Here is a 19,505-nt window from a genome sequence, read left to right on the forward strand (position 1 = left end):
ACATCATGCTCAAACTCTTTTAATTTAGAACAGGATTCAGATTTCAGGCCCGGCCTGAAATCTGAATCCTGTTCTGGGGCATCATCAAATGCTTTTTATGACGGGCAATATCGTGTAGGCCGGTCGCGTGAGCATGCCTCGGGAAAATTTCATGATCGCCCTGCGTTCCGTCCTCTTCAACACGATCTTCTATGCCAACCTCATCATCCGGATGATCGTGCTCTCGCCCTATTATTTCGTGGTGCCGCGGCTTACCGCCTATGAAATCCCGAAGAACTGGGCACGCTCCAATCACTGGCTGATGCGTATGATCGTCGGCACGACCTTTGAGATCGAAGGCCTGGAGAACCTGCCTGACGGCAGCTACATCCTGGCGCCGAAGCATCAGTCCTTCTGGGATACCTACGCGCTTCTGCCCAGGCTCAAGGACCCGGTCTACATCCTGAAGCGGGAGTTGATGTGGATTCCGCTCTTCGGCTGGTATGCCAAGAAGCAGCGCATGATCCCGGTCGATCGCGGTGCCCGCGGCAAGGTGATGGTGGACGTGCTGAAACGCACGAGGGAAGAGCTTTCGACCGGCCGCCAGCTCATCATCTATCCCGAGGGCACCCGCCGTCCGCCGGGCGCAGAGCCGGTCTATAAATACGGTATCGCCCGCATGTACCGCGATCTCGGCATTCCCGTCGTGCCGGTGGCGATGCATCCCGGCCTCTTCTGGCCGAGGCGGAGCATCCGCCGTTATCCCGGCCATTTCAAGGTGAGGATCCTGCCGCCGATCATGCCGGGAATGGATCCGGACGCCTTCTTCGCCCACCTGATCGAGGTGACCGAACGGGCAAGCGACGAGCTCTTGCTCGACACCATCGAACGCAATCCGCATCTGCCGCTGCCGCCGACAGCGATCGCCAGGCTGACCGCGCTGCGCAAAGTGAAGGCGGCGACGGCCTGAAGTCTTTCAGACGCGCAAAGGACGCTACAACACTTCGAGTTGCTGCATAGTTTTATCCTTAAATCGATACCGATCTAACGAATCATGCAGGCAGCCCGCAGCCGTTCCACCTCGTTGACGACCTGCTCCAGCCACTGATCGCGAATGCCCATCTGCCTCAGATGCGCAAGCGTGTTGAAGACATAGGCATCGTTCGGGCCAGACTGGCCGCTGGCCTCGTTCACGACCCGTGCCGCCGCGAGCGCGTCGAGCGTACCGGCATATTGCTCGTGGTCGCGATCGGCGACGTAAGTCACCGCCTCCATCCGGCGACCGCCGGCAAACTGCAGCCGGACCCGGCGTTCCAGATAGACATTGGTGACAAGTTCGCGGGCGCGGAGATACTCGATCACCTCATCCCAGCTGTCCGGCGAAATACGGAAGGCCATGCCGCGGCAGGCGCCGCCCCTGTCGAGGCCGAGGACGAGGCCCGGATTGTCGCGTGTGCCGCGATGAACGAAGGAACGGACACAGAGCGAACGCCTGTAACCATGCACCAGGGCTTCTGCCCGTTCCAGGAACTCGAAGCCCGGATTCCACATCAGCGAGCCGTAGCCAAACACCCAAAATTCGTCCATATCGCACGCCAGACCGGAATCACTTTGCGATTCACCATTGGAGAACATCATGGCAGCGTCAAGCCGATCCGGCAGCGGTCAATCCAGCAGCGGCAAGAAATTCTGGTTGCTGGGCGGAGGCATTCTCCTGGTGATCGCGCTTTATACCGGCGGCTGGTTCTATGCGGCATCGGCGTTGAAGACCACCGTGCTGAAAGCGATCGCGCCGCGCGATCAAGCGGGCGTCAGCGGCGAATGCTCCGATATCGAATTCCGCGGCTATCCCTTCCGCATCGGCCTGTTCTGCTCCAAGGTCGATGTCGACGACAGTGTCAACGGCGTCTCCGCCACCTTCGGCGCCCTGCGCTCGGCAGCCCAGGTCTATGCGCCCGGCCACATCGTCTGGGAACTCGATTCGCCGGCCGAGATCCGCACCAGCAATGGCCTTTCGATCTCGGCCCAATGGGCGAACCTGCAGTCGAGCTTGGTGACCAGACTGAAGGGCATCGACCACAGCTCGACCCTCATCGAGGGGCTGAAGGCGACGGCGGTCTCTTCCTTCACCGGCCAAACGGTGAGCTTCGATGCCGCCCGCACGGAAATTCATCTGCGCCAGAACGGCGCCGATCTCGACGGCGCGATCTCCGTGCAGGATGCGAATACTGCTATCACCGACTGGCCCCAGGTCTTCCCGAAACTCTCCGCCAGCATCGATCTGACCGTTGCCGGCAAGGCCGGCCTGATCGACGGCAGCGACCCCAATGGCCTCAATGGCGCAACCGGCGAGCTGCGCCGCATCGTTGCCGACATCGGCGACGGCAAGGTCATGACGCTGACCGGTCCCTTCTCCTTCGACGAACAGGGTTTCCTGTCGGGAAAATTCAAGCTGGAGATCGAACGGCTCGGACCATGGGGCGACAGCCTGAAGCAGACCTTCCCGGACATCGCCTCGACCGTCAACACGGCGACCAAGCTCTTGAAATCGCTTGCCGGCGGCAAGGATAAGGTGTCGGTCGATCTCGTTGTCGATCATGGCAACGCCACCGTCAGCGGCTTCATCCCGCTCGGCCGGATACCGCCGATCTGATCAGCCCGTTTTAGGCTATGTGCTTGATGAAAAAACCTCAGGCACCGATTGCAGACCGGGCAGCTCGATTGCGCCGGTTTCGATAAATCCGTTGCGGCGATGCCAGTCCTGCGGCCGGCTCTCGTCGCATTCGCTCGAGGTCATCAGTAGGCGGGCGCCTTCGCCGCGCATCGCCGCTTCCCAGGCGAGAAACAGCGCGGTGCCGACGCCCGACCGGCGGTGGCCGGGAAGGTATAGGGAACCCTGCCCCAGAAGCGGGAGAAGCGCAGGAAGCCGACGATCTCGCCGTCCTCCCGGGCGACGAGATATTCGCCGAGCGCCACACATCGCGATACCCATGCCCTGCCGGCGCTGGCATCCTCGTGCACCAGCCAATCGATATCCGCCTGGCTGGCGCTCGCCACCTCCACCATGGCGGCGATTACTTCTTGTCCAGCGCGTGAGGGCGGCCGAAATCGGGTGCATCGACGTCCTGACCGGCCTGGACGATCGAGCGGCGGATGGCGCGCGTGCGGGTGAAAAGTTCGAAAATCTTATCGCCCTCACCCCAGCGGATCGCCCGCTGCAGATAGGCGAGATCCTCCGAGAAGCGCGCCAGCATTTCGAGGATCGCATCGCGATTATGCAGGCAGACGTCGCGCCACATGGTCGGGTCGGAGGCGGCGAGACGGGTGAAATCGCGAAAGCCGGAAGCGGAATATTTGATGACTTCCGATTCCGTCACCGTCTCCAGATCGTCGGCGGTGCCGACGATGTTGTAGGCGATGATATGCGGCAGGTGCGAAACGATCGCGAGCACCTTGTCATGGTGTTCCGCATCCATCTCGTCGACCTTCGAGCCGAGCGCCTCCCAAAAGCCGCGCAGCCGCTTCAGCGCCGTCTCGTCGGTACTCGCGACCGGCGTGAAGATGCACCAGCGGCCTTCAAAAAGGCCGGGGAAGCCGGCATCGGGACCGGATTTTTCCGTGCCGGCCAGCGGGTGGCCGGGGATGAAATGCACATTCTCAGGCATATGCGGCTGCATCTGCGCGATGACGGACGCCTTGGTCGAGCCGACATCGGTGACGATTGCGCCGGGCTGGAGGTTGCCGGCGATTTCCTTGGCCACGCTTTCCGAAGCGCCGACCGGCACCGAAACGATGATGAGGTCGGCATGCTTGACGGCCTCTGCCGAAGAGGTCGTATAGCGATCGCCGAGGCCAAGCTCCTCCGCACGCTTCAGCGTATCGGCGCTGCGTGTGGCGACGACGATCTCTTTCGTCAGCCCGAGCCGGCGAATGTCGTGGGCGAGCGAAGATCCGATCAGGCCGATGCCGATCAGCGCGATTCGGTCAAACAGCACGCTCATGCCTGACGTCCCATGAATTCGCGGAGTGCTGCAATGACGCCGCGATTGGCCTCTTCAGGACCGATGCTCATGCGCAGCGCATTGGAAAAGCCGTAGCTGCGCACGGCGCGCAGGATGTAACCGCGGCTCGTCAGAAGTTCGTCCGCATCCGCGGCACGCTTGCCGTCGATCTCGGGGAAATGGATGAGGACGAAATTGGCGACCGAAGGCGTGACTTTCAGTCCGATCGCTTCCAGCGCCTCCGTCAGCGTTTCCACCCACATCTGGTTGTAGGAGACGGCCTGCTGGACGAAAGCCTGGTCGCGGATGGCCGCGGCACCGGCAGCGATCGCCGCCGCATTCAGGTTGAACGGCGCACGGACGCGGTTCACCGCGTCGACGATCTCGGCCGGCGCATACATCCAGCCGACGCGCAGCGCCGCCAGACCGTAAGCCTTCGAAAAGGTGCGGGTCATCACCACGTTGGAGCTGGAAGACACGACCTCGATGCCGGCTTCGTAGTCGTTGCGGCGCACATATTCGGCGTAAGCCGCATCGAGCACGAGGACGACGTGTTTCGGCAGGCCCGCCTGCAGGCGGCGGATTTCGCTGACCGGAACATAGGTGCCGGTGGGATTGCCGGGATTGGCGATAAAGACGATCTTCGTCCTTTCCGTCACCGCGGCAAGGATCGCGTCGACATCGACGGTATAGTCCTTTTCCTTCACGACGACGGGTGTTGCACCCGTGCCCATGATCTGGATCTTGTAGACCAGGAAGCCGTGCTCGGTGATGATGCCCTCGTCGCCGGCGCCAAGATAGACATGGCAGAGCAGGCCGAGCAGTTCGTCCGAACCGTTGCCGCAGAGGATGTTTGCCGGATTGAGGCCGTGCACGGCGGCGATCGCCTCGCGCAGTTCGATCGCCTGCCCGTCGGGATAACGTCCCAGATTATCGGCAGCCGCCTTGACCGCCTCGATCGCTTTCGGGCTGGCGCCGAGCGGCGTTTCGTTGGAAGAGAGCTTGTAGACGCGGGCAACACCCGGCGCATGTTCCTTGCCCGGCACATAGGATGCGATATCGAGAATACCGGGACGCGGAACGGGCTTGCTGATCTCAACGCTCATGGGTCGACCTTGGATTTTCCGGAAAATGACCCAGTGGCATTAAAGCGGAATGCGGTTCTTGTCGAGAGCCGGGAACGGGCTCACCGGTTGCGCGTCGTCGGCACGCCGTGCGGTGCGAGCACCGGCACGAAGACGCGGCGGGAGGCGCGTGCCGCCACCGGCAGTCCCTGATAGAGCCGCTTCTGCGCCTCGACGATGATGACGCCCGAAAAGGCCGGCCACAGCGTCCGGCCGATCCGCTCGAAGGCGCGGCGAAGCCGCAGGATGGTCCTGAGTTTCGAGGGCGGAAAGAACAGCGCTTCGGCCGTCGCGCCGGGCGTGAAATTCGTCTCGCGCAGCAGATGCGTCAGCTGACCGCGCGAATAGGGCCGGCCCGAACCGAAGGGCGTATGCTCCATGCGGGCCCAGACGCCGCGCCGGTTCGGCACGACGATGACAAGCCGTCCGCCCGGTGCCAGCACCCGCCAGAGTTCCTTCAGCGTCTCGCGCGGGCTTTCCGCAAATTCCAGCGAATGCACCATCAACACCCGGTCGATCGAGGAATCCGGCAGCGGCAGTTCCTCATCGAAAATCAGCGTCGTCGACGACAGCGAGCCCATCGGCCAGTTCACCGCGCCCTGCCCGGCCGGCATGAAGGCAAAGGTGCGCTCGGTATCGGCCTGGAACCGATCGAGGAAGGGCACGGCATAACCGAGACCGACCAGACGCTCCTGCGGCAGGCGCACCCAGAGCGAGGCCAGCGCCATGGCGATCGACTGCTCGGCAAAACGCCCGAGGTCGGAATGATAGAACTGACGTAGGTCGACGATATCGGCGTGCATTGCGACAAATGTTATCAGCGGGCGGTTGGACTTCAAGGCCGGAACCTCTACATTCCCGCGAGACTCGCAGGACAAAGGATTATTGAACGATGAAACCTTTGGAATTAGCCGTTTTTCTCTGCCGCACCGATAATTTCGGCGTTCTCGTGCACGATCCGGAGACGGGATTTACCGCGGCGATCGACGCGCCGGAGGAGGCGCCGATCCTGGAAGCGGCGACACGGCGCGGCTGGAAGATCACGCATATCTTCACCACCCATCATCACACCGATCACGTTGCCGCCAATCTGGCGCTGAAGGAGCAGTTCGGCTGTGAAATCATCGGCCCGATCAACGAGGCCGTCGCCATTCCCGGCCTCGACCGGACGATGGCGGATGGCGACAGGTTCCTCTTCGGCAACCACACGGTCAACGTGATCGAGACGCCGGGACACACCGCCGGCCACATCTGCTACCACTTCGTCGACGACAAGCTGCTTTTTGCCGCCGACACGCTGTTTGCTCTCGGCTGCGGCCGCCTGTTCGAGCGCCCCGCGGCCGACATGTGGCATTCGCTGCAGAAACTTGCCGTGCTGCCCGATGAGACGGCCATCTATTTCGGCCACGAATATACACTCTCCAACGCCCGCTTCGCACTGACGGTCGATCCCGACAATGAACGCCTGAAGAGCCGCGCCGCCGAGATCGAAGCCTTGCGCGCCGAGGGCAAGTTCACCATCCCGACGACGCTGGGACTGGAAAAGGAAACCAATCCTTTCCTGCGCGCCGGCGATCCGGCGATCCGCCGCAACCTGATCATGGAAGGCAAGACGAACGAGGAAGTCTTCGCCGAGATCCGCAAGCGCAAGGACAATTTCTGATGTCGCCCGAGGACATCGTCCGGCAACTTGGCATGCAGCCGCATCCGGAAGGCGGCTGGTACGTCGAGACATTCCGCGATACGGCGGGCGGAGAGCGCGGACATTCCACCGCGATCTATTACCTCCTGACCAGCGGGCAGCGCTCGCACTGGCATCGCGTCCACGACGCCGCCGAAATCTGGCATTACTACGCCGGCGCGCCGCTGGCGCTGCACCGTTCGCAGGACGGGGCGGCAAGCGAGACCCTGACGCTCGGACCGAATCTGATCGCAGGCGAGCGGCCGCAGGCAATCATTCCCGCCAATTGGTGGCAATCGGCCGAGACCCTTGGCGATTTCACCCTGGTCGGCTGCACCGTTTCGCCCGGTTTCGTATTTTCAAGCTTCGAAATGGGCCCGCCCGGCTGGACGCCCGGCGGCTAGAGCCTTTCCTGGTTAGAACCTATTCCGCCGCGGCCGGCCGCGGCCGGGACTTGCGACGGAACATCTCCTGGGCGGCCAGCACCGCCCCGCCGGTGACGAGCAGGCAGGCGAGCGCGATCCGCCAGCTCGGCTCGGCAAATCCGAACAGCGTCAGGATCAGCGTCGAAAGCAGCGGTGCTGCATAACTTGCCGCGCCGAGGATCTGGATATCGCCGTTCTTGACGCCGTAATCCCAGGCGTAGAAGGCAGCGCCGACCGGCAAAAGCCCGAGCCCGATGACGGCGATCCATTCGAAGCCCGTTGCCGGCCAGACGGTCGCCTCGAGGCCGAGATGGCAGAAGAACGACAGGATTGAGGTCGCAAGGCAGAAACCGGTGACGACGTCGGTGGAGACCGCCTCGAAGCGGCGCGTCAACAGCGAATAGCCCGACCAGGTGAAGACGCAGAGGAAGGCGGCGCCGTAACCGACGGCATAGGCGCCGTCGAAATCGATGCCGTTGCGGCCGACGATCAGGAACGTGCCGCAAAGCCCGGCCAGCGCGCCCGCCACGTGATACCAGCGCAGCCGTTCGCCCGGCAGCAGCGCCGAGCCGACGACGATCAGCAGCGGCCAGAGATAGGCGATCAGCCCCGCTTCCACCGCCGGCGCGTTCCTGAGCGCGGTGAAATAGAGGAAATGGTAGCCGAAGAGCCCGGCAATGCCGGTCAGCCAGACCTTTGCCGGCTGCTTCAGCAGCGTCAGCCGCGACGGGTTGAGAATAAGCACGACGAGGCCGGGGACGCTGCCGATCGCAAAGCAGATGGCCGAAAGCTGGAACGGCGGCATCTTGCCCGAAGCAGCCGTAAACAGCGCCAGGAACGACCACATCAGAATGGCCGCAAAACCGATCAACGTCGCGCGAAGCTTCACCTGTCCCCCTTCACGGAGGCGAAAGCTCCGTCAGCTGACGCTGCCGTATTTGACGGCAGTGATCGTCACCATTCCATATTCGGTTGGAATGCGCACATAGACCGGAGCATATACATTTGCCGCGTCCGACTTGGCAAACCAGATTTCCATGCGGTCGCTCTTGCTCAGATAGTCGATATCCTTGCGGCCCTTCTTGTAGCCCGAGCGCGGCACGAAGCGCACGCCGCAGACAACCGCCTTGCCCTTGAAGCCGTCGGTCGAAAAATCCTTGTCGCCCTTCGGCGAGAGCACCAGATCCATGCGCGTCTCGCCATCGAAGATCGGCAGCGTCTGCGAGCAGACCTTGGTGTCGCCGGTGAAGACCAGGCCGGAGATCGGGTCGAGCACCGAGCGCATGTCGCGCGGTGTAACGTCGATCCAGTTCTTCGGCCGCTTCGGCTGCGGGGTCGTCGTCGCCGAGATGATATCGCCGTTGCGATAGCTGACCTCGTAGACGCGGGCTTTCTTGCCTTTCTTGTAGTAGAGCGAATATTTCAGCGCCTGCAGCCGGTCGTTACGGACGACGCCGCTGACGCTGGTCTTTGCCGAGATGGTCGTGACCAGATCGGCAAGGCCGGCGGATTTGATATCGCCGGCGATCGTGTAGCTGTGATCGTCCTCGATCTGCGTCAGGAACGCGGCGCGCGCGATCGGCAGGCCGGCAAGCGTCACCCGGTATACCGTTCGGTGCTGGATCTCGGCCGCCGATGCCGGTATGGCAAGAAGCGCGGCGATGGCCGAAATGAAAATGCGTCTGCCCGAATGAGCCATGTGTGAAGCCTTGTCTTGCCGCGCGCGGCAGTCCTTGCCGAAACGCTCTATACGCCCGCCATGCCGGGAAGAAAACAGCAGCTTTTTGACAGAATTGCGGGAAAGGCCAAGGTTTGGCTTGACGCGAGCAGGCTCTCTGACTATAGAACCGCAACTTTCCAATCATGCCTGTTGGATTGCGAGCCCGGTTTTGCCGGGGATGGCAATTCGATGGCCCGAGAAAAACAAGAATAGGTGTTCCATGTCCCGCGTGTGCGAATTGACCGGCAAGGCCGTCCTGACTGGTAACAATGTCAGCCATGCCAACAACAAGACCAAGCGCCGGTTCCTGCCGAACCTGTGCCAGGTAACGCTGATTTCCGACGCTCTCAACCAGCGTTATCGTCTTCGCGTTTCGGCTGCTGCTCTTCGTTCCGTCGAGCATCGTGGCGGCCTCGATGCCTTCCTGCTGAAGGCCAGCGAAAACGAACTGTCGATGCGCGCACGTCTGCTGCGCCGCCAGATCGTCAAGAAGACCGCCGAAGCGGCTGTTGCTGCCTAAGCTTCCGCCCTTCTTGCATAAGGCTTCAAAGGCTTGAACGGGTGAAACCGGACAAGCCTTTTGCTTTGCCGGATCGTCTCTCCAACTGGTGGCATCACCCAGGATAAAAAAATGCTGAAGACCCGCTATACCATCGCCTATGTCGCGCTGATGACGCTCGTCGTCGTCGCCTCCAACTTCCTCGTTCAGTTTCCGCTGAACGCCGAAGTCGCCGGCATCAACCTCGCTGACATCCTGACCTGGGGCGCCTTCTCCTATCCGGTCGCCTTCCTGATCACCGATCTGACCAATCGCCAGTTCGGCCCGCAGGCCGCCCGCAAAGTGGTCCTTGCCGGTTTCGTCGTCGGCGTCAGCCTCTCCTTTTTCACCTCAGCGCCGCGTATCGCCATTGCCTCCGGCTCGGCCTATCTCGCCGGCCAGCTGCTCGATATCGCCGTCTTCAACCGCCTTCGCCGCCAGGCCTGGTGGCGCGCGCCGCTCATCGGCTCGCTGATCGGCTCAGCGCTCGATACGGTGATGTTCTTTTCGCTTTCCTTTGCCGCGTTTTTCGTCTTCCTCGGCCCGAACGAGCCTTTTGCGCTGGAGGCGGCTCCCATCCTTGGCGCTTTCGCTGCCGAGGCGCCGCGCTGGATTTCCTGGGCGATCGGCGATTTCGCCGTCAAGATGATCGTCGGCCTGGTCATGCTGCTGCCCTATGGCGCGCTGATGAACGTGTTGCGGCCGATGCAGCCCGCCCGCGCCAACTGAACTCGGCGGAGAAGTCACCGACGCCGCCGGACCGCACCGGCGGCGATGGCGGGGTGCAGCAGTACCTCCGCAGCCAGATCATCTAGTTCCCGCGATGAATCGAGCCTGAGGACGGACGCTGTCTGCGTCTCCAGCCATTGCTCATGCGCTGCAAGACTGCGGCGTTCCGGACCGGCCGTATCATAACTTGCCGCCCATTCCAGGAATTCTCCGCTTTTGGCTTCCATGTCGCCGCCAGGCCCGATCCTGTTTCCGTATCGCGCCGCCTCGCGCGCACGGATTCGCGCCATTCGAAGCTCCGGTTCGATCCTCAGGAACACGATCAGATCGTAGAGCGGCTCGAGCGGCCTTCCCCATTTCAGCGCCGATCCGGAAAGAACCCAGCCGCCGGGCCGCCGCGTCTCCTCGAGCAGCAGCCTTATGCGCTCGCCGGCATCCCGCGGTGTCGTGAATGGCGGATCGGTCGGCAGCCAGAAGAAATCGTCGGTGTCGAGATGGGCGATATCCAGCTTTTCGCAAAGCGCACGGCCGAGCGACGTCGTGCCGGAACCGGACGCACCCATCACATGAATATGCACCATGATTTTCCTCCGAAAACCGCCGCTTCTGCGATACCGCCAGCGGGATAACCGAGGCATGTGACGTCAATCTGACGATCCGAGCAATTGCGGCTCTTCGGCGAGCCGGAATTCCAGCATCAGATTGCGCTGCAGAATGGAATGGTTGTCGTCCGACACCAGAACGATATGGGTGGTGCCGTCGGCCGCCTGAAAAGCATCGAGACCTTCCATATTGTCGATCTGCGAATTGAAATTGCCTTCGAGCAGCAATTCGCCCTCGACCACCGCCCCCGGCCTGATATCGGCGCCCTTGATGCGGCGAAGGCGCATGCCGATGCCCTCGGCCATGTTGAAGCGGCGTTCCAGCAGCAGCAGGTCGCCGTTCGGCAGGAAGGTCCCGTCGGTGACGTCGAAACTCCCGTCCCGCGCCACCGCAAAACGCCCTTTCAGCGGCCCGCTGAGAATCGCCGCCACCCGGTTGCCCTCGCTGTCGAGGCCGCGCTCCGAGACCACAACCACACCGCCCTTGAGCGGGCTCGATGCCGGCGCAACAGCAATCGTCTCGATGCCGCGATTGTCCTTCAGCATCTTGCGCGGAATAAGGAGCGGAAGGGTGCCGATTGCCCGCGATTCGGCAAAGCCCGGGCCGGGATAGATATCGACCCGATGATCCTGCTCGAAGGAGACCAGGATCCGGTCGCCGTCGAGCGCCAGGCCCTCGGCATCCATATATCCCTTGCCTTCCAAACTCAGGCCTGCACGGTTCTTCATCGGGGTGATCTCGATATCCGAAAGGCCCGAGAGCTTGCCCTTGGCATCGCGCTCGATGCTGCCGGTCAGCCACTGGCCGGTATCGAGCACGACCACGAAATGCTTCTGGTCCGGCCGAAAACGGATGGAGGAAAGCGAGCCGAACAGCGCCTTGCCGGAAACCATCTCCAGCCCGCCGAGAAATTCCAGCGATCCGAATTTCGTCTCCGAAAAGCCGATCCTGAAATCTGATATTTGCCGGCTAATGACCGGCACCTCGCCACCCGCCCATGAGGGGCTAGCGCCTGTTGCGATGCAAAGAGCGATCGACGCCGCAAGGCAGAGGCGCTTGCCTGTCATTCCGGACATTTCCCTGAAGCGGCGTCAGCCGGCACGGCGCAGCCGGCCGCCGCGCGGCTGGGCGGATTGATCTTCGAAAAGCGAGGCAAGCTGCTCGGTCATCGCGCCGGCGAGCTCGTCGGCATCGACGATCGTCACGGCCCGGCGGTAGTAGCGCGTCACGTCGTGACCGATACCGATCGCCAGCAGTTCCACCGGTGAACGGGTCTCGATCCGTTCGATGACGGCACGCAAATGCCGCTCCAGATAATTGCCGGGATTGACCGACAGCGTCGAATCGTCCACCGGCGCCCCGTCCGAGATCATCATCAGGATGCGGCGCTGTTCGCGGCGCGCAAGCAGACGGTTATGCGCCCAGATCAGCGCCTCGCCGTCGATATTTTCCTTCAGCAGGCCCTCGCGCATCATCAGCCCGAGATTGGCGCGCGCCCGCCGCCACGGCGCATCTGCCGATTTGTAGACGATGTGGCGCAGGTCGTTGAGGCGGCCCGGCGTCTGCGGCTTGCCGCCGGCAAGCCAGCTTTCACGCGCCTGCCCGCCCTTCCAGGCCTTTGTTGTGAAGCCGAGGATCTCGACCTTGACGCCGCAGCGCTCCAGCGTGCGGGCAAGAATGTCGGCGCAGGTGGCGGCGACCGTGATCGGCCGGCCGCGCATCGAGCCGGAATTGTCGATGAGCAGGGTGACGACCGTATCGCGGAACTGCGTGTCGCGCTCCATCTTGAAGGAGAGCGCCTGCATCGGATCGATGATGATGCGCTGCAGCCGGGCCGGATCGAGATAACCTTCCTCCAGGTCGAAATCCCAGGAGCGGTTCTGCTGCGCCATCAGGCGGCGCTGCAGCCGGTTGGCGAGGCGGCCGACGGCGCCCTGCAGATGCGCCAGCTGCTTGTCGAGGAAGGCGCGCAGGCGCTCCAGCTCAGCGGTGTCGCAGAGCTCCTCGGCGGTGATGATCTCGTCGAACTCTTCGGTATAGACGTGATAATCGACCTTCTCGTTGAAATCGGCGAATGGCGTGTTCGGACGGCGGGTCTCGCCCGGCGTTTCCGAATCGTCCTCGCCCTCTTCCATCATGTCGTCGTCGGAGATTTCGGCGCCTTCGGTCTCGCCGTCCTCCATCTGTTCGTCGGCGACTTCACTGTCCTCGACCGGGGCGGCATCGGTGCCGGCATCCTCGTCGACCTCGTCCTGATCCTGCTCGTCGCCGCTCGGCTGGTCTTCCTGCTCCGACTGATCGTCATTGTCGGCTTGGCTGTCGTCGTCGCCGTATTCTTCGGCCATTTCCATGGCCGACAGCATGTTGCGGATTACCTTGGCGAAGGCCTGCTGGTCGTTGATCGCGCCCGACAGGTTGTCGAGCTCGGAGCCCGCCTTGTCCTCGATGAAGCCGCGCCAGAGGTCGAGCACCTTGCCGGCGGAGGTCGGCGGGCGCTGGCCGGTCAGCTTCTCGCGCACCATCATCGCGACGGCTTCGCCGATCGGTGCGTCTTCCTGGCGCTCGATGCCGGTGAAGTTCGCCTTGGAGTATTTCTCCTCTGTCATGGAGCGCAGGTTCGAGGCCATGCCCTCCATCCGCAGCGCGCCGATCGATTCGACGCGCGCCTGCTCGACCGCGTCGAAGATCACCCGGGCGTCCGAGCCCTGCGGCGCCATCGTCGCATGCACCTTCTCGTCATGGCAGGCAAGCCGCAGCGCCATGGAATCGCCGAGCCCGCGGGTGACCGCCAGCTCATGCGCCGTCGGCCGCTTGGAAAGCTCCGGCAGGCGGATGCGCTCGCCGGTCATGCCCGGCCGTTCGTTGGCGAAGGTTACCTCGACATCGCCGTCGCCGGCGACCGAGCGCACGCAGCCGGATATCGCCCGGCGCAACGGCTCGACATCGACGGGCGCGCCGGGCTTTGCTTTCGAATTGTCACCGCGAGCTGCCATGATCGGTCGGTCTCAGGCTCCGAGAACGATGTTGGCGGCACTTTCCTTCAGCTCGACGCCGAAGGCGCGCTGATAGTGCTCGGCAACCAGCGGCCGCTCCAGCTCGTCGCACTTGTTGAGGAAGGTGGTGCGGAAGGCGAAGGCGAGATCGCCGAAGATCTCGGCGTTCTCGGCCCAGGCAATGACCGTGCGCGGGCTCATGACGGTCGACAGGTCGCCGTTCATGAAGGCGGCGCGGGTCAGATCCGCGACACGCACCATCTTCGACACGATCTCGCGGCCTTCCCTGTCCTTGCCGAAGCTCTTCACCTTGGCGGCGACGATATTCACTTCGTGATCATGCGGCAGGTAGTTCAGCGTCGTGACGATCGACCAGCGGTCCATCTGCGCCTGGTTGATCTGCTGCGTGCCGTGATAAAGGCCGGTGGTGTCACCGAGGCCGATCGTATTGGCGGTCGCAAACAGGCGGAAAGCCGGGTGCGGCCGGATGACGCGGCTCTGGTCGAGCAGCGTCAGGCGGCCGGAGGATTCGAGCACGCGCTGGATGACGAACATCACATCGGGACGACCGGCATCATATTCGTCGAAGACGAGGGCGACATTGTGCTGATAGGCCCAGGGCAGGATGCCGTCCTTGAATTCGGTGACCTGCAGCCCGTCCTTGACGACGATCGCGTCCTTGCCGACGAGATCGATACGGCTGACATGGCTGTCGAGGTTGATGCGCACGCAGGGCCAGTTGAGCCGTGCCGCCACCTGTTCGATATGCGAGGACTTGCCGGTGCCGTGATAGCCGGAGATCATCACGCGTCGGTTATGGGCAAAGCCTGCGAGAATGGCGAGCGTCGTGTCGCGGTCGAACAGATAGTCGGGATCGAGGTCCGGCACATAGGCGTCGCCCTTGCTGTAGGCGGGAACGCGGATGTCCGAATCGATGCCAAAGGTCTCGCGGACCGAAACGGTGGTATCGGGCAGTTCAGATATATCCAGGTCGATCTTGCTCATCATGTCTCCAAGGCGGGTGATGCCACCCGGCCATACTGTCTCAGGCCATGTCGCAACCGTGACGCCGCGATTTCATCCGCGCCCGTCCAGGTCGGAACGTCGGCGATACTTCTCCGGGACTGAAACGAAACCTCGGCGGGATGATGACCGCTTGCGAGCATTCTTGAAAGAGTCCCGGACAAGAAACGCCGCGTCCGGAAGGTCGGCGGAGGCGATGGGTAAACACGCAAATAGGAGCCGCGTTTGCCTGCGGCCTCAGCCGATTTGGACCATACCCGATTGAAGCCTAAGAGCAAGGACGGGAATTAACAAAAACCGTTCTGCTTCAACAATTGATAGGCCTGGATGACGGCGCGGAAACGCTCCTCCGAGCCGCGGTCGCCGCCATTGGCATCCGGATGGTGCTTCTTGACCAGTTCCTTGTAGCGGCTCTTGATCTCCGCCGACGTCGCATTGGCATGCAGCCCCATCGTATCGAAGGCTTTGCTTTCCAGCGATTTCAGCTTGCGCGCCTGGGGAAACCGCGGGCCGCTGCCCTTGCCGCCTTCCTTGACGAAGCCGAAGGGATCGCGAACGCGCGTATAGGCGCCGGAGCGGACTTCCGAATGCAGCGGACTGTCCTTCGCCGATTTGTTGACGCCGACCGTCCATGTCGGCCGGTGGCCGGTGATCGCCTCTTTCTGGTATCGCGCGATCTCGCCGTCCGACAGACCGGAGAAATAGTTGTAGCCCTTGTTGTATTCCTTGACGTGCTCGAAGCAGAACAAAAAGAACTGGCCTTCCGCATTGCGTCCGACGGGAGCGCGATGCGAACCTTTCTTGTCGCAGCCGTCCCATTGACAGGTAGGCGGCGCCTGCTCTGTCTCCTGCTCGCGTTTGCGGCGTGTTCGGATGCGATCGAAATATTTGGAATCAAGTCTCATGGCGGCGCTAATTATGGGGCTGTCGGAAGGCGACAACAAGAATTGACAAATGGGAATGTTGCTGGCTTGGTGGGAACCCCTTTCGCGCAACAGCAAGACCGGATGATGACTCTCAGGACCCGCATCGAAGAGAAACTTGTCGAAGCCTTCGCCCCCGAACGCCTGAGCGTCATCGACGAAAGCCACCTGCATGCCGGCCACCAGCCCGATATCACAGGCACCGGCGAAACCCACATGCGGGTGAGGATCGTTTCGGCAAAATTTGCCGGCCTGTCGCGGCTGGCGCGCCACCGGGCGATCACCGAACTGCTGAAGCCGGAGCTCGATGCCGGCCTGCATGCGCTGGCCGTCGAACCGGCAGCACCCGGCGAGGCGACGCGATGGTAGAACCGCAGCCTATATAGGAACCGGCTGCCTTCGCGCCAAGCCGATCAGGCCGGCTTTGCGCCGTCTTCCCCGGCCGGCCGGATGCGCAGCTTGGTGATGCGGTTCTTCTCCCGCTTCATGACGACGAAACGTTTGCCATAAAAGGTGAAGGCCTGGCGCTCTTCCGGAATGGTCATCGATTCATGGATGACGAGGCCGGCGATCGTCGTCGCCTCCTCGTCGGGCAGGTTCCAGTCGAGCGCACGGTTGAGGTCGCGGATCGGCACGCCGCCGTCGACGACGATCGAACCATCCGCCTCCTGGCGCACGCCCTGAATCTCGATGTCGTGCTCGTCGGAAATGTCGCCGACGATTTCCTCGAGAATATCCTCGAGCGTGACGATGCCCTGCACCTCGCCATATTCGTCGACGACGACGGCGAAATGCTGTTTGCGGCGCAGGAAGGCATTCAGCTGGTCTTCGAGGTTGGTGCTGTCGGGCACGAACCACGGCTTTTGCGCGATCTTGACGATGTCGAGGTTCTGCGGCTCCATGTTCGGTTCGGCCAGTGCCCGCAGGAGATCCTTGGCATGGACGACGCCGATGATGTTGTCGATCGTGCCGCGCCACAGCGGCATGCGCGTATAAGGGCTCTCGAGGATGGCGCGCACCACCGTTTCCGGCGGATCGTCGGCATTGATCGCCCGCATCGCGGTGCGGTGGACCATGATGTCTGACAATTCCAGCTCACCGAGGTCGAGCACGCCGCCGAGCCGGTCGCGATCGGCCTTTACCACCGAGCCCTCGCGGTGGAGCAGATCGACAGCGCCGCGCAGTTCCTCATGCGCCGTCAGCATCGATACCTCCCGTGAGAGATTGATGCCGAACAGTGCCAGAATCCGCCGTACGATCGCATTGACGAAGGAGGACGCCGGCCCGACGACGGCGACGAAAAGCCTGGCTGGAAGCGCCACCGCAAGCGCGAAGCGCTCCGGCGTCGAGATCGCCCAGCTCTTCGGCAGCACTTCCGCGAAGATGACGAGGATGACGGTCATCGCCAGCGTCGCCAGCGCCACGCCGGAACTGCCGAACAGCCCGAGAAACAGGCTGGTGGCGATCGACGACGACAGGATATTGGCGAGATTGTTGCCGATCAGCAGCGCGCCGATCAGCCGGTCGCGCCGCTCGATCAGCTGGCGCACGAGGCCGGCGCGCTCGTCGCCGTTGACCTCAAGCGTATGGATGCGGCTGCGCGAAACGGCGGTCAGCGCGGTTTCCGAGCCGGAAAAGAAGGCGGACATCAGCACGAGCGCCGTGATCGAAAGGATCTCCGGCCAATATGTCGCGAGAAATGCCAGAGCACCTTCGACCGTCATCAGGGGTGTTTTTCCCTGAGAAAGCTGATCACCTCGGAGGCGGGAACGTCGTCGGCGACGAAGGACTGGCCGATGCCGCGCGTCAGGATGAAGGTGAGCTTGCCGCCCTTGACCTTCTTGTCCTGCGCGATCGCATCCATCAGCACCTCGGCCGGCGGCAGCTCGGCCGGAATGTCGGACATCCGGGTCGGCAGGCCGACCGCCTGCAGATGCCGCTCGACGCGGCGCGCATCGTCGGGGCTGGCAAGGTTCATCCGTGCGGAGAATTCATGCGCCAGCACCATGCCGATCGAAACGCCTTCGCCGTGCACAAGGCGGCGGCTGTCATAGGCGGTCGCCGCTTCCAGCGCATGACCGAAGGTATGGCCGAGATTGAGCAACGCCCGCTGGCCGGTCTCCCGCTCGTCGGCGACGACGACATCGGCCTTCGCCTGGCAGCTGGCGGCGATCGCCGCGATGCGGGCGGCGCCCCCGGCAAACACGGCCTTCCAGTTCGTTTCCAGCCAGGCGAAGAAATCCGGCTTGTCGATCAATCCGTATTTCGCGACCTCGGCGTAACCGGCGCGGAATTCCCGTTCGCTCAGCGTATTCAGCACATCGGTGTCGGCCAGGACCAGGTCCGGCTGGTGAAAAACGCCGATCAGGTTTTTGCCCTGGCGGGAATTGATGCCGGTCTTGCCGCCGACGGAAGAATCAACCTGCGCCAGCAACGAGGTCGGCACCTGCACGAAGCGCACGCCGCGGCGAACGATGCCGGCCGCAAATCCAGAGAGGTCGCCGATGACGCCGCCGCCGAGCGCGATGACGCAGTCGTTGCGCTCGACGCGGGCTTCCAGCACCTTGTCGCAGGCCGTCATCAGATGTTCGAAACTCTTGGTCTTCTCGCCGGCCGGCAGCACGACCGCAGCCGAGGCGACACCCGCATCAGCAAGGCTGGCAACGAGCGCGTCGAGATAAAGCGGCGCGACATTTTCGTCGGTGATCACAGCCGCCTTGCGGCCCTTGAGGCGCGAGGCGATCTCGGCTCCGGCCCGCGCAATCAGCCCCGGCCCGATCAAGATATCGTAGGCGCGCTCGCCGAGCGGCACATGCACGGTCTGGACGGCCGGGGCGGAGCTTATCGCATTCATGACGCTGTATTTTCCTTCTGAGCTTCGATCACCGCCATCAGCACCTCGTCGGCCATGATTTCCTTGCGCACATCGCGCGAGAGCACGGTGAGATCGGCCTGGGCGTAGATCGGATATCGTGCGTTCATCAGGTTTTCGAGCGTCTGCTTCGGATTTTCGGTCTTGAGCAGCGGCCGGGTGTCGCGTTTGTTGACCCGTTCCCAGAGCACGTCGAGATCCGCCTTCAGCCAGACCGAAAGGCCGCCCCTCTTGATATGCCTGCGCGTCCGCTCGTTGACGAAGGCGCCGCCGCCGGTGGAGACAACGCGCGGACCGCTCTTCAGCAGACGCTTCATGACCCGCGTTTCCAGCGCCCGGAATTCGTCCTCGCCATAGGCGGCGAAAAGTTCGGCGATCGTCATGCGCGACACCCGCTCGATTTCGTGGTCGCTGTCGATGAAGGGAATGCCGAGCTGGCTGGCGACAATGCGCCCGACCGAGGATTTTCCCGCCCCCATCAGGCCGACAAGGATCAGATTGCGTGAACCGAGCGCGGCGCGAGCTCTGTCTTTCAGGCTGTCAGCAACGGTCAGCAGTGGTTCACTCATCGGTCCATTCACACTTTGTTTGCAAACCGTATCGACAAATGCAGCTGGAGCGTCAAGTCGCGGACAAGGGAATCATCGCTTGAATACCGCTTCTTGCACTTGCATATACGCTTCTTATAACAGAAGCAGAGCATGAAGGAGTTGCCGGATGCCGAGCCTGTTCCGTTTTCTGTTCGTCTGCGCGATCCTCGCCGGGACGGTTTACGGAGCGATGTGGGCGCTTGCGACCTTCGTGGAGCCCGAGCCGCGCGACGTGACGATCCGCATTCCGTCCGAACGGGTCAATCCGCCGGCGACGGGCACGATCGACACCACCGGGAAGTGA

22 protein-coding genes and 1 pseudogene are annotated in these 19,505 nt (G+C 62.7%); 8 read left to right on the plus strand and 15 right to left on the minus strand.

Features of this window, described 5'->3' with window-relative positions; translation table 11 throughout:
- Positions 1-151: 151 nt before the first annotated feature.
- The gene (locus tag CO671_RS29510; RefSeq protein ID WP_097608873.1) at positions 152-949 is read left to right on the plus strand and encodes a 1-acyl-sn-glycerol-3-phosphate acyltransferase; all 798 of its coding nucleotides are present in this window, start codon (positions 152-154) and stop codon (positions 947-949) included.
- 74 nt (positions 950-1,023) lie between these two features.
- Here CO671_RS29510 and CO671_RS29515 read toward each other — a convergent pair whose 3' ends face one another.
- Complete coding sequence (locus tag CO671_RS29515; protein WP_097608874.1) at positions 1,024-1,566, minus strand: gamma-glutamylcyclotransferase; 543 nt, start codon at positions 1,564-1,566, stop codon at positions 1,024-1,026.
- A gap of 49 nt (positions 1,567-1,615) precedes the next feature.
- Here CO671_RS29515 and CO671_RS29520 point away from each other — a divergent pair, with 49 nt between their 5' ends.
- Entirely contained in the window at positions 1,616-2,632 is a 1,017-nt protein-coding gene (locus CO671_RS29520) for a DUF2125 domain-containing protein (protein WP_097608875.1), read from the plus strand.
- A gap of 15 nt (positions 2,633-2,647) precedes the next feature.
- On the opposite strand, the pseudogene CO671_RS29525 reads toward CO671_RS29520, so the two are convergent.
- From CO671_RS29525 to CO671_RS29540, 4 genes and pseudogenes are all read right to left on the minus strand, one after another.
- Positions 2,648-3,045 (minus strand): annotated as a pseudogene (locus CO671_RS29525) (GNAT family N-acetyltransferase).
- 8 nt (positions 3,046-3,053) lie between these two features.
- Positions 3,054-3,980, minus strand: coding sequence for a prephenate/arogenate dehydrogenase family protein (locus tag CO671_RS29530; protein WP_097608876.1), 927 nt, complete (start codon positions 3,978-3,980; stop codon positions 3,054-3,056).
- The gene (gene hisC, locus CO671_RS29535; RefSeq protein ID WP_097608877.1) at positions 3,977-5,086 is read right to left on the minus strand and encodes a histidinol-phosphate transaminase; all 1,110 of its coding nucleotides are present in this window, start codon (positions 5,084-5,086) and stop codon (positions 3,977-3,979) included. The genes CO671_RS29530 and hisC overlap by 4 nt, the downstream gene beginning before the upstream one ends.
- Before the next feature lie 80 nt (positions 5,087-5,166).
- Entirely contained in the window at positions 5,167-5,943 is a 777-nt protein-coding gene (locus CO671_RS29540; RefSeq protein ID WP_097608878.1) for a class I SAM-dependent methyltransferase, read from the minus strand.
- A 53-nt stretch (positions 5,944-5,996) separates the two neighbouring features.
- Here CO671_RS29540 and gloB point away from each other — a divergent pair, with 53 nt between their 5' ends.
- Both gloB and CO671_RS29550 read left to right on the plus strand, forming a co-directional pair.
- Positions 5,997-6,767, plus strand: coding sequence for a hydroxyacylglutathione hydrolase (gene gloB, locus CO671_RS29545; RefSeq protein WP_097608879.1), 771 nt, complete (start codon positions 5,997-5,999; stop codon positions 6,765-6,767).
- Positions 6,767-7,189, plus strand: coding sequence for a cupin domain-containing protein (locus CO671_RS29550; protein WP_097608880.1), 423 nt, complete (start codon positions 6,767-6,769; stop codon positions 7,187-7,189). The genes gloB and CO671_RS29550 overlap by 1 nt, the downstream gene beginning before the upstream one ends.
- Before the next feature lie 19 nt (positions 7,190-7,208).
- On the opposite strand, the gene CO671_RS29555 is transcribed toward CO671_RS29550, so the two are convergent.
- Together CO671_RS29555 and CO671_RS29560 are read right to left on the minus strand one after the other, a co-directional pair.
- Positions 7,209-8,099 carry an EamA family transporter gene (locus tag CO671_RS29555; RefSeq protein WP_097608881.1) on the minus strand — a complete coding sequence of 297 codons (891 nt, stop codon included), beginning with the start codon at positions 8,097-8,099 and terminating at the stop codon, positions 7,209-7,211.
- A 30-nt stretch (positions 8,100-8,129) separates the two neighbouring features.
- Complete coding sequence (locus tag CO671_RS29560) at positions 8,130-8,909, minus strand: DUF3108 domain-containing protein (protein ID WP_097608882.1); 780 nt, start codon at positions 8,907-8,909, stop codon at positions 8,130-8,132.
- A gap of 241 nt (positions 8,910-9,150) precedes the next feature.
- Here CO671_RS29560 and rpmB point away from each other — a divergent pair, with 241 nt between their 5' ends.
- Together rpmB and CO671_RS29570 are read left to right on the plus strand one after the other, a co-directional pair.
- Positions 9,151-9,450: a 50S ribosomal protein L28 gene (rpmB, locus tag CO671_RS29565; protein ID WP_004679586.1), complete on the plus strand. Its 300-nt coding sequence runs from the start codon at positions 9,151-9,153 to the stop codon at positions 9,448-9,450.
- Between the two features lie 111 nt (positions 9,451-9,561).
- Complete coding sequence (locus CO671_RS29570; protein ID WP_097608883.1) at positions 9,562-10,197, plus strand: VUT family protein; 636 nt, start codon at positions 9,562-9,564, stop codon at positions 10,195-10,197.
- 14 nt (positions 10,198-10,211) lie between these two features.
- Here CO671_RS29570 and CO671_RS29575 read toward each other — a convergent pair whose 3' ends face one another.
- The 5 genes from CO671_RS29575 to CO671_RS29595 all read right to left on the minus strand — a co-directional run bounded on the left by CO671_RS29575 (position 10,212) and on the right by CO671_RS29595 (position 15,721).
- On the minus strand, positions 10,212-10,778 hold the full coding sequence (locus CO671_RS29575; RefSeq protein WP_097608884.1) for an AAA family ATPase: 567 nt from the start codon (positions 10,776-10,778) through the stop codon (positions 10,212-10,214).
- 63 nt (positions 10,779-10,841) lie between these two features.
- The gene (locus CO671_RS29580) at positions 10,842-11,867 is read right to left on the minus strand and encodes an esterase-like activity of phytase family protein (RefSeq protein WP_097608885.1); all 1,026 of its coding nucleotides are present in this window, start codon (positions 11,865-11,867) and stop codon (positions 10,842-10,844) included.
- Positions 11,868-11,891: 24 nt separating this feature from the next.
- The gene (gene cobT, locus CO671_RS29585) at positions 11,892-13,793 is read right to left on the minus strand and encodes a cobaltochelatase subunit CobT (RefSeq protein WP_097608886.1); all 1,902 of its coding nucleotides are present in this window, start codon (positions 13,791-13,793) and stop codon (positions 11,892-11,894) included.
- 12 nt (positions 13,794-13,805) lie between these two features.
- Complete coding sequence (cobS, locus tag CO671_RS29590) at positions 13,806-14,798, minus strand: cobaltochelatase subunit CobS (protein ID WP_097608887.1); 993 nt, start codon at positions 14,796-14,798, stop codon at positions 13,806-13,808.
- A 305-nt stretch (positions 14,799-15,103) separates the two neighbouring features.
- Positions 15,104-15,721, minus strand: a complete 618-nt coding sequence (locus tag CO671_RS29595; RefSeq protein WP_064686344.1) for a J domain-containing protein — start codon at positions 15,719-15,721, stop codon at positions 15,104-15,106.
- A gap of 102 nt (positions 15,722-15,823) precedes the next feature.
- Here CO671_RS29595 and CO671_RS29600 point away from each other — a divergent pair, with 102 nt between their 5' ends.
- Complete coding sequence (locus CO671_RS29600; RefSeq protein WP_020922420.1) at positions 15,824-16,108, plus strand: BolA family transcriptional regulator; 285 nt, start codon at positions 15,824-15,826, stop codon at positions 16,106-16,108.
- 44 nt (positions 16,109-16,152) lie between these two features.
- Here CO671_RS29600 and CO671_RS29605 read toward each other — a convergent pair whose 3' ends face one another.
- The 3 genes from CO671_RS29605 to CO671_RS29615 are packed head-to-tail and all read right to left on the minus strand — an operon-like array spanning position 16,153 to position 19,180.
- Positions 16,153-17,463: an HlyC/CorC family transporter gene (locus tag CO671_RS29605; protein WP_097608888.1), complete on the minus strand. Its 1,311-nt coding sequence runs from the start codon at positions 17,461-17,463 to the stop codon at positions 16,153-16,155.
- The gene (gene aroB, locus CO671_RS29610; protein ID WP_097608889.1) at positions 17,463-18,593 is read right to left on the minus strand and encodes a 3-dehydroquinate synthase; all 1,131 of its coding nucleotides are present in this window, start codon (positions 18,591-18,593) and stop codon (positions 17,463-17,465) included. Before aroB ends, CO671_RS29605 begins: the two co-directional genes overlap by 1 nt.
- Positions 18,590-19,180 carry a shikimate kinase gene (locus CO671_RS29615; protein WP_097608890.1) on the minus strand — a complete coding sequence of 197 codons (591 nt, stop codon included), beginning with the start codon at positions 19,178-19,180 and terminating at the stop codon, positions 18,590-18,592. The genes aroB and CO671_RS29615 overlap by 4 nt, the downstream gene beginning before the upstream one ends.
- A 148-nt stretch (positions 19,181-19,328) precedes the next feature.
- Between CO671_RS29615 and CO671_RS33905 the strand changes: the two genes are divergently transcribed.
- A complete protein-coding gene (locus CO671_RS33905; RefSeq protein WP_097608891.1) occupies positions 19,329-19,505 on the plus strand; it encodes a hypothetical protein in 177 nt (58 codons plus the stop codon).

It is taken from the genome of Rhizobium sp. M10 (assembly GCF_002531955.1).
GTDB lineage: Bacteria > Pseudomonadota > Alphaproteobacteria > Rhizobiales > Rhizobiaceae > Rhizobium > Rhizobium etli_C.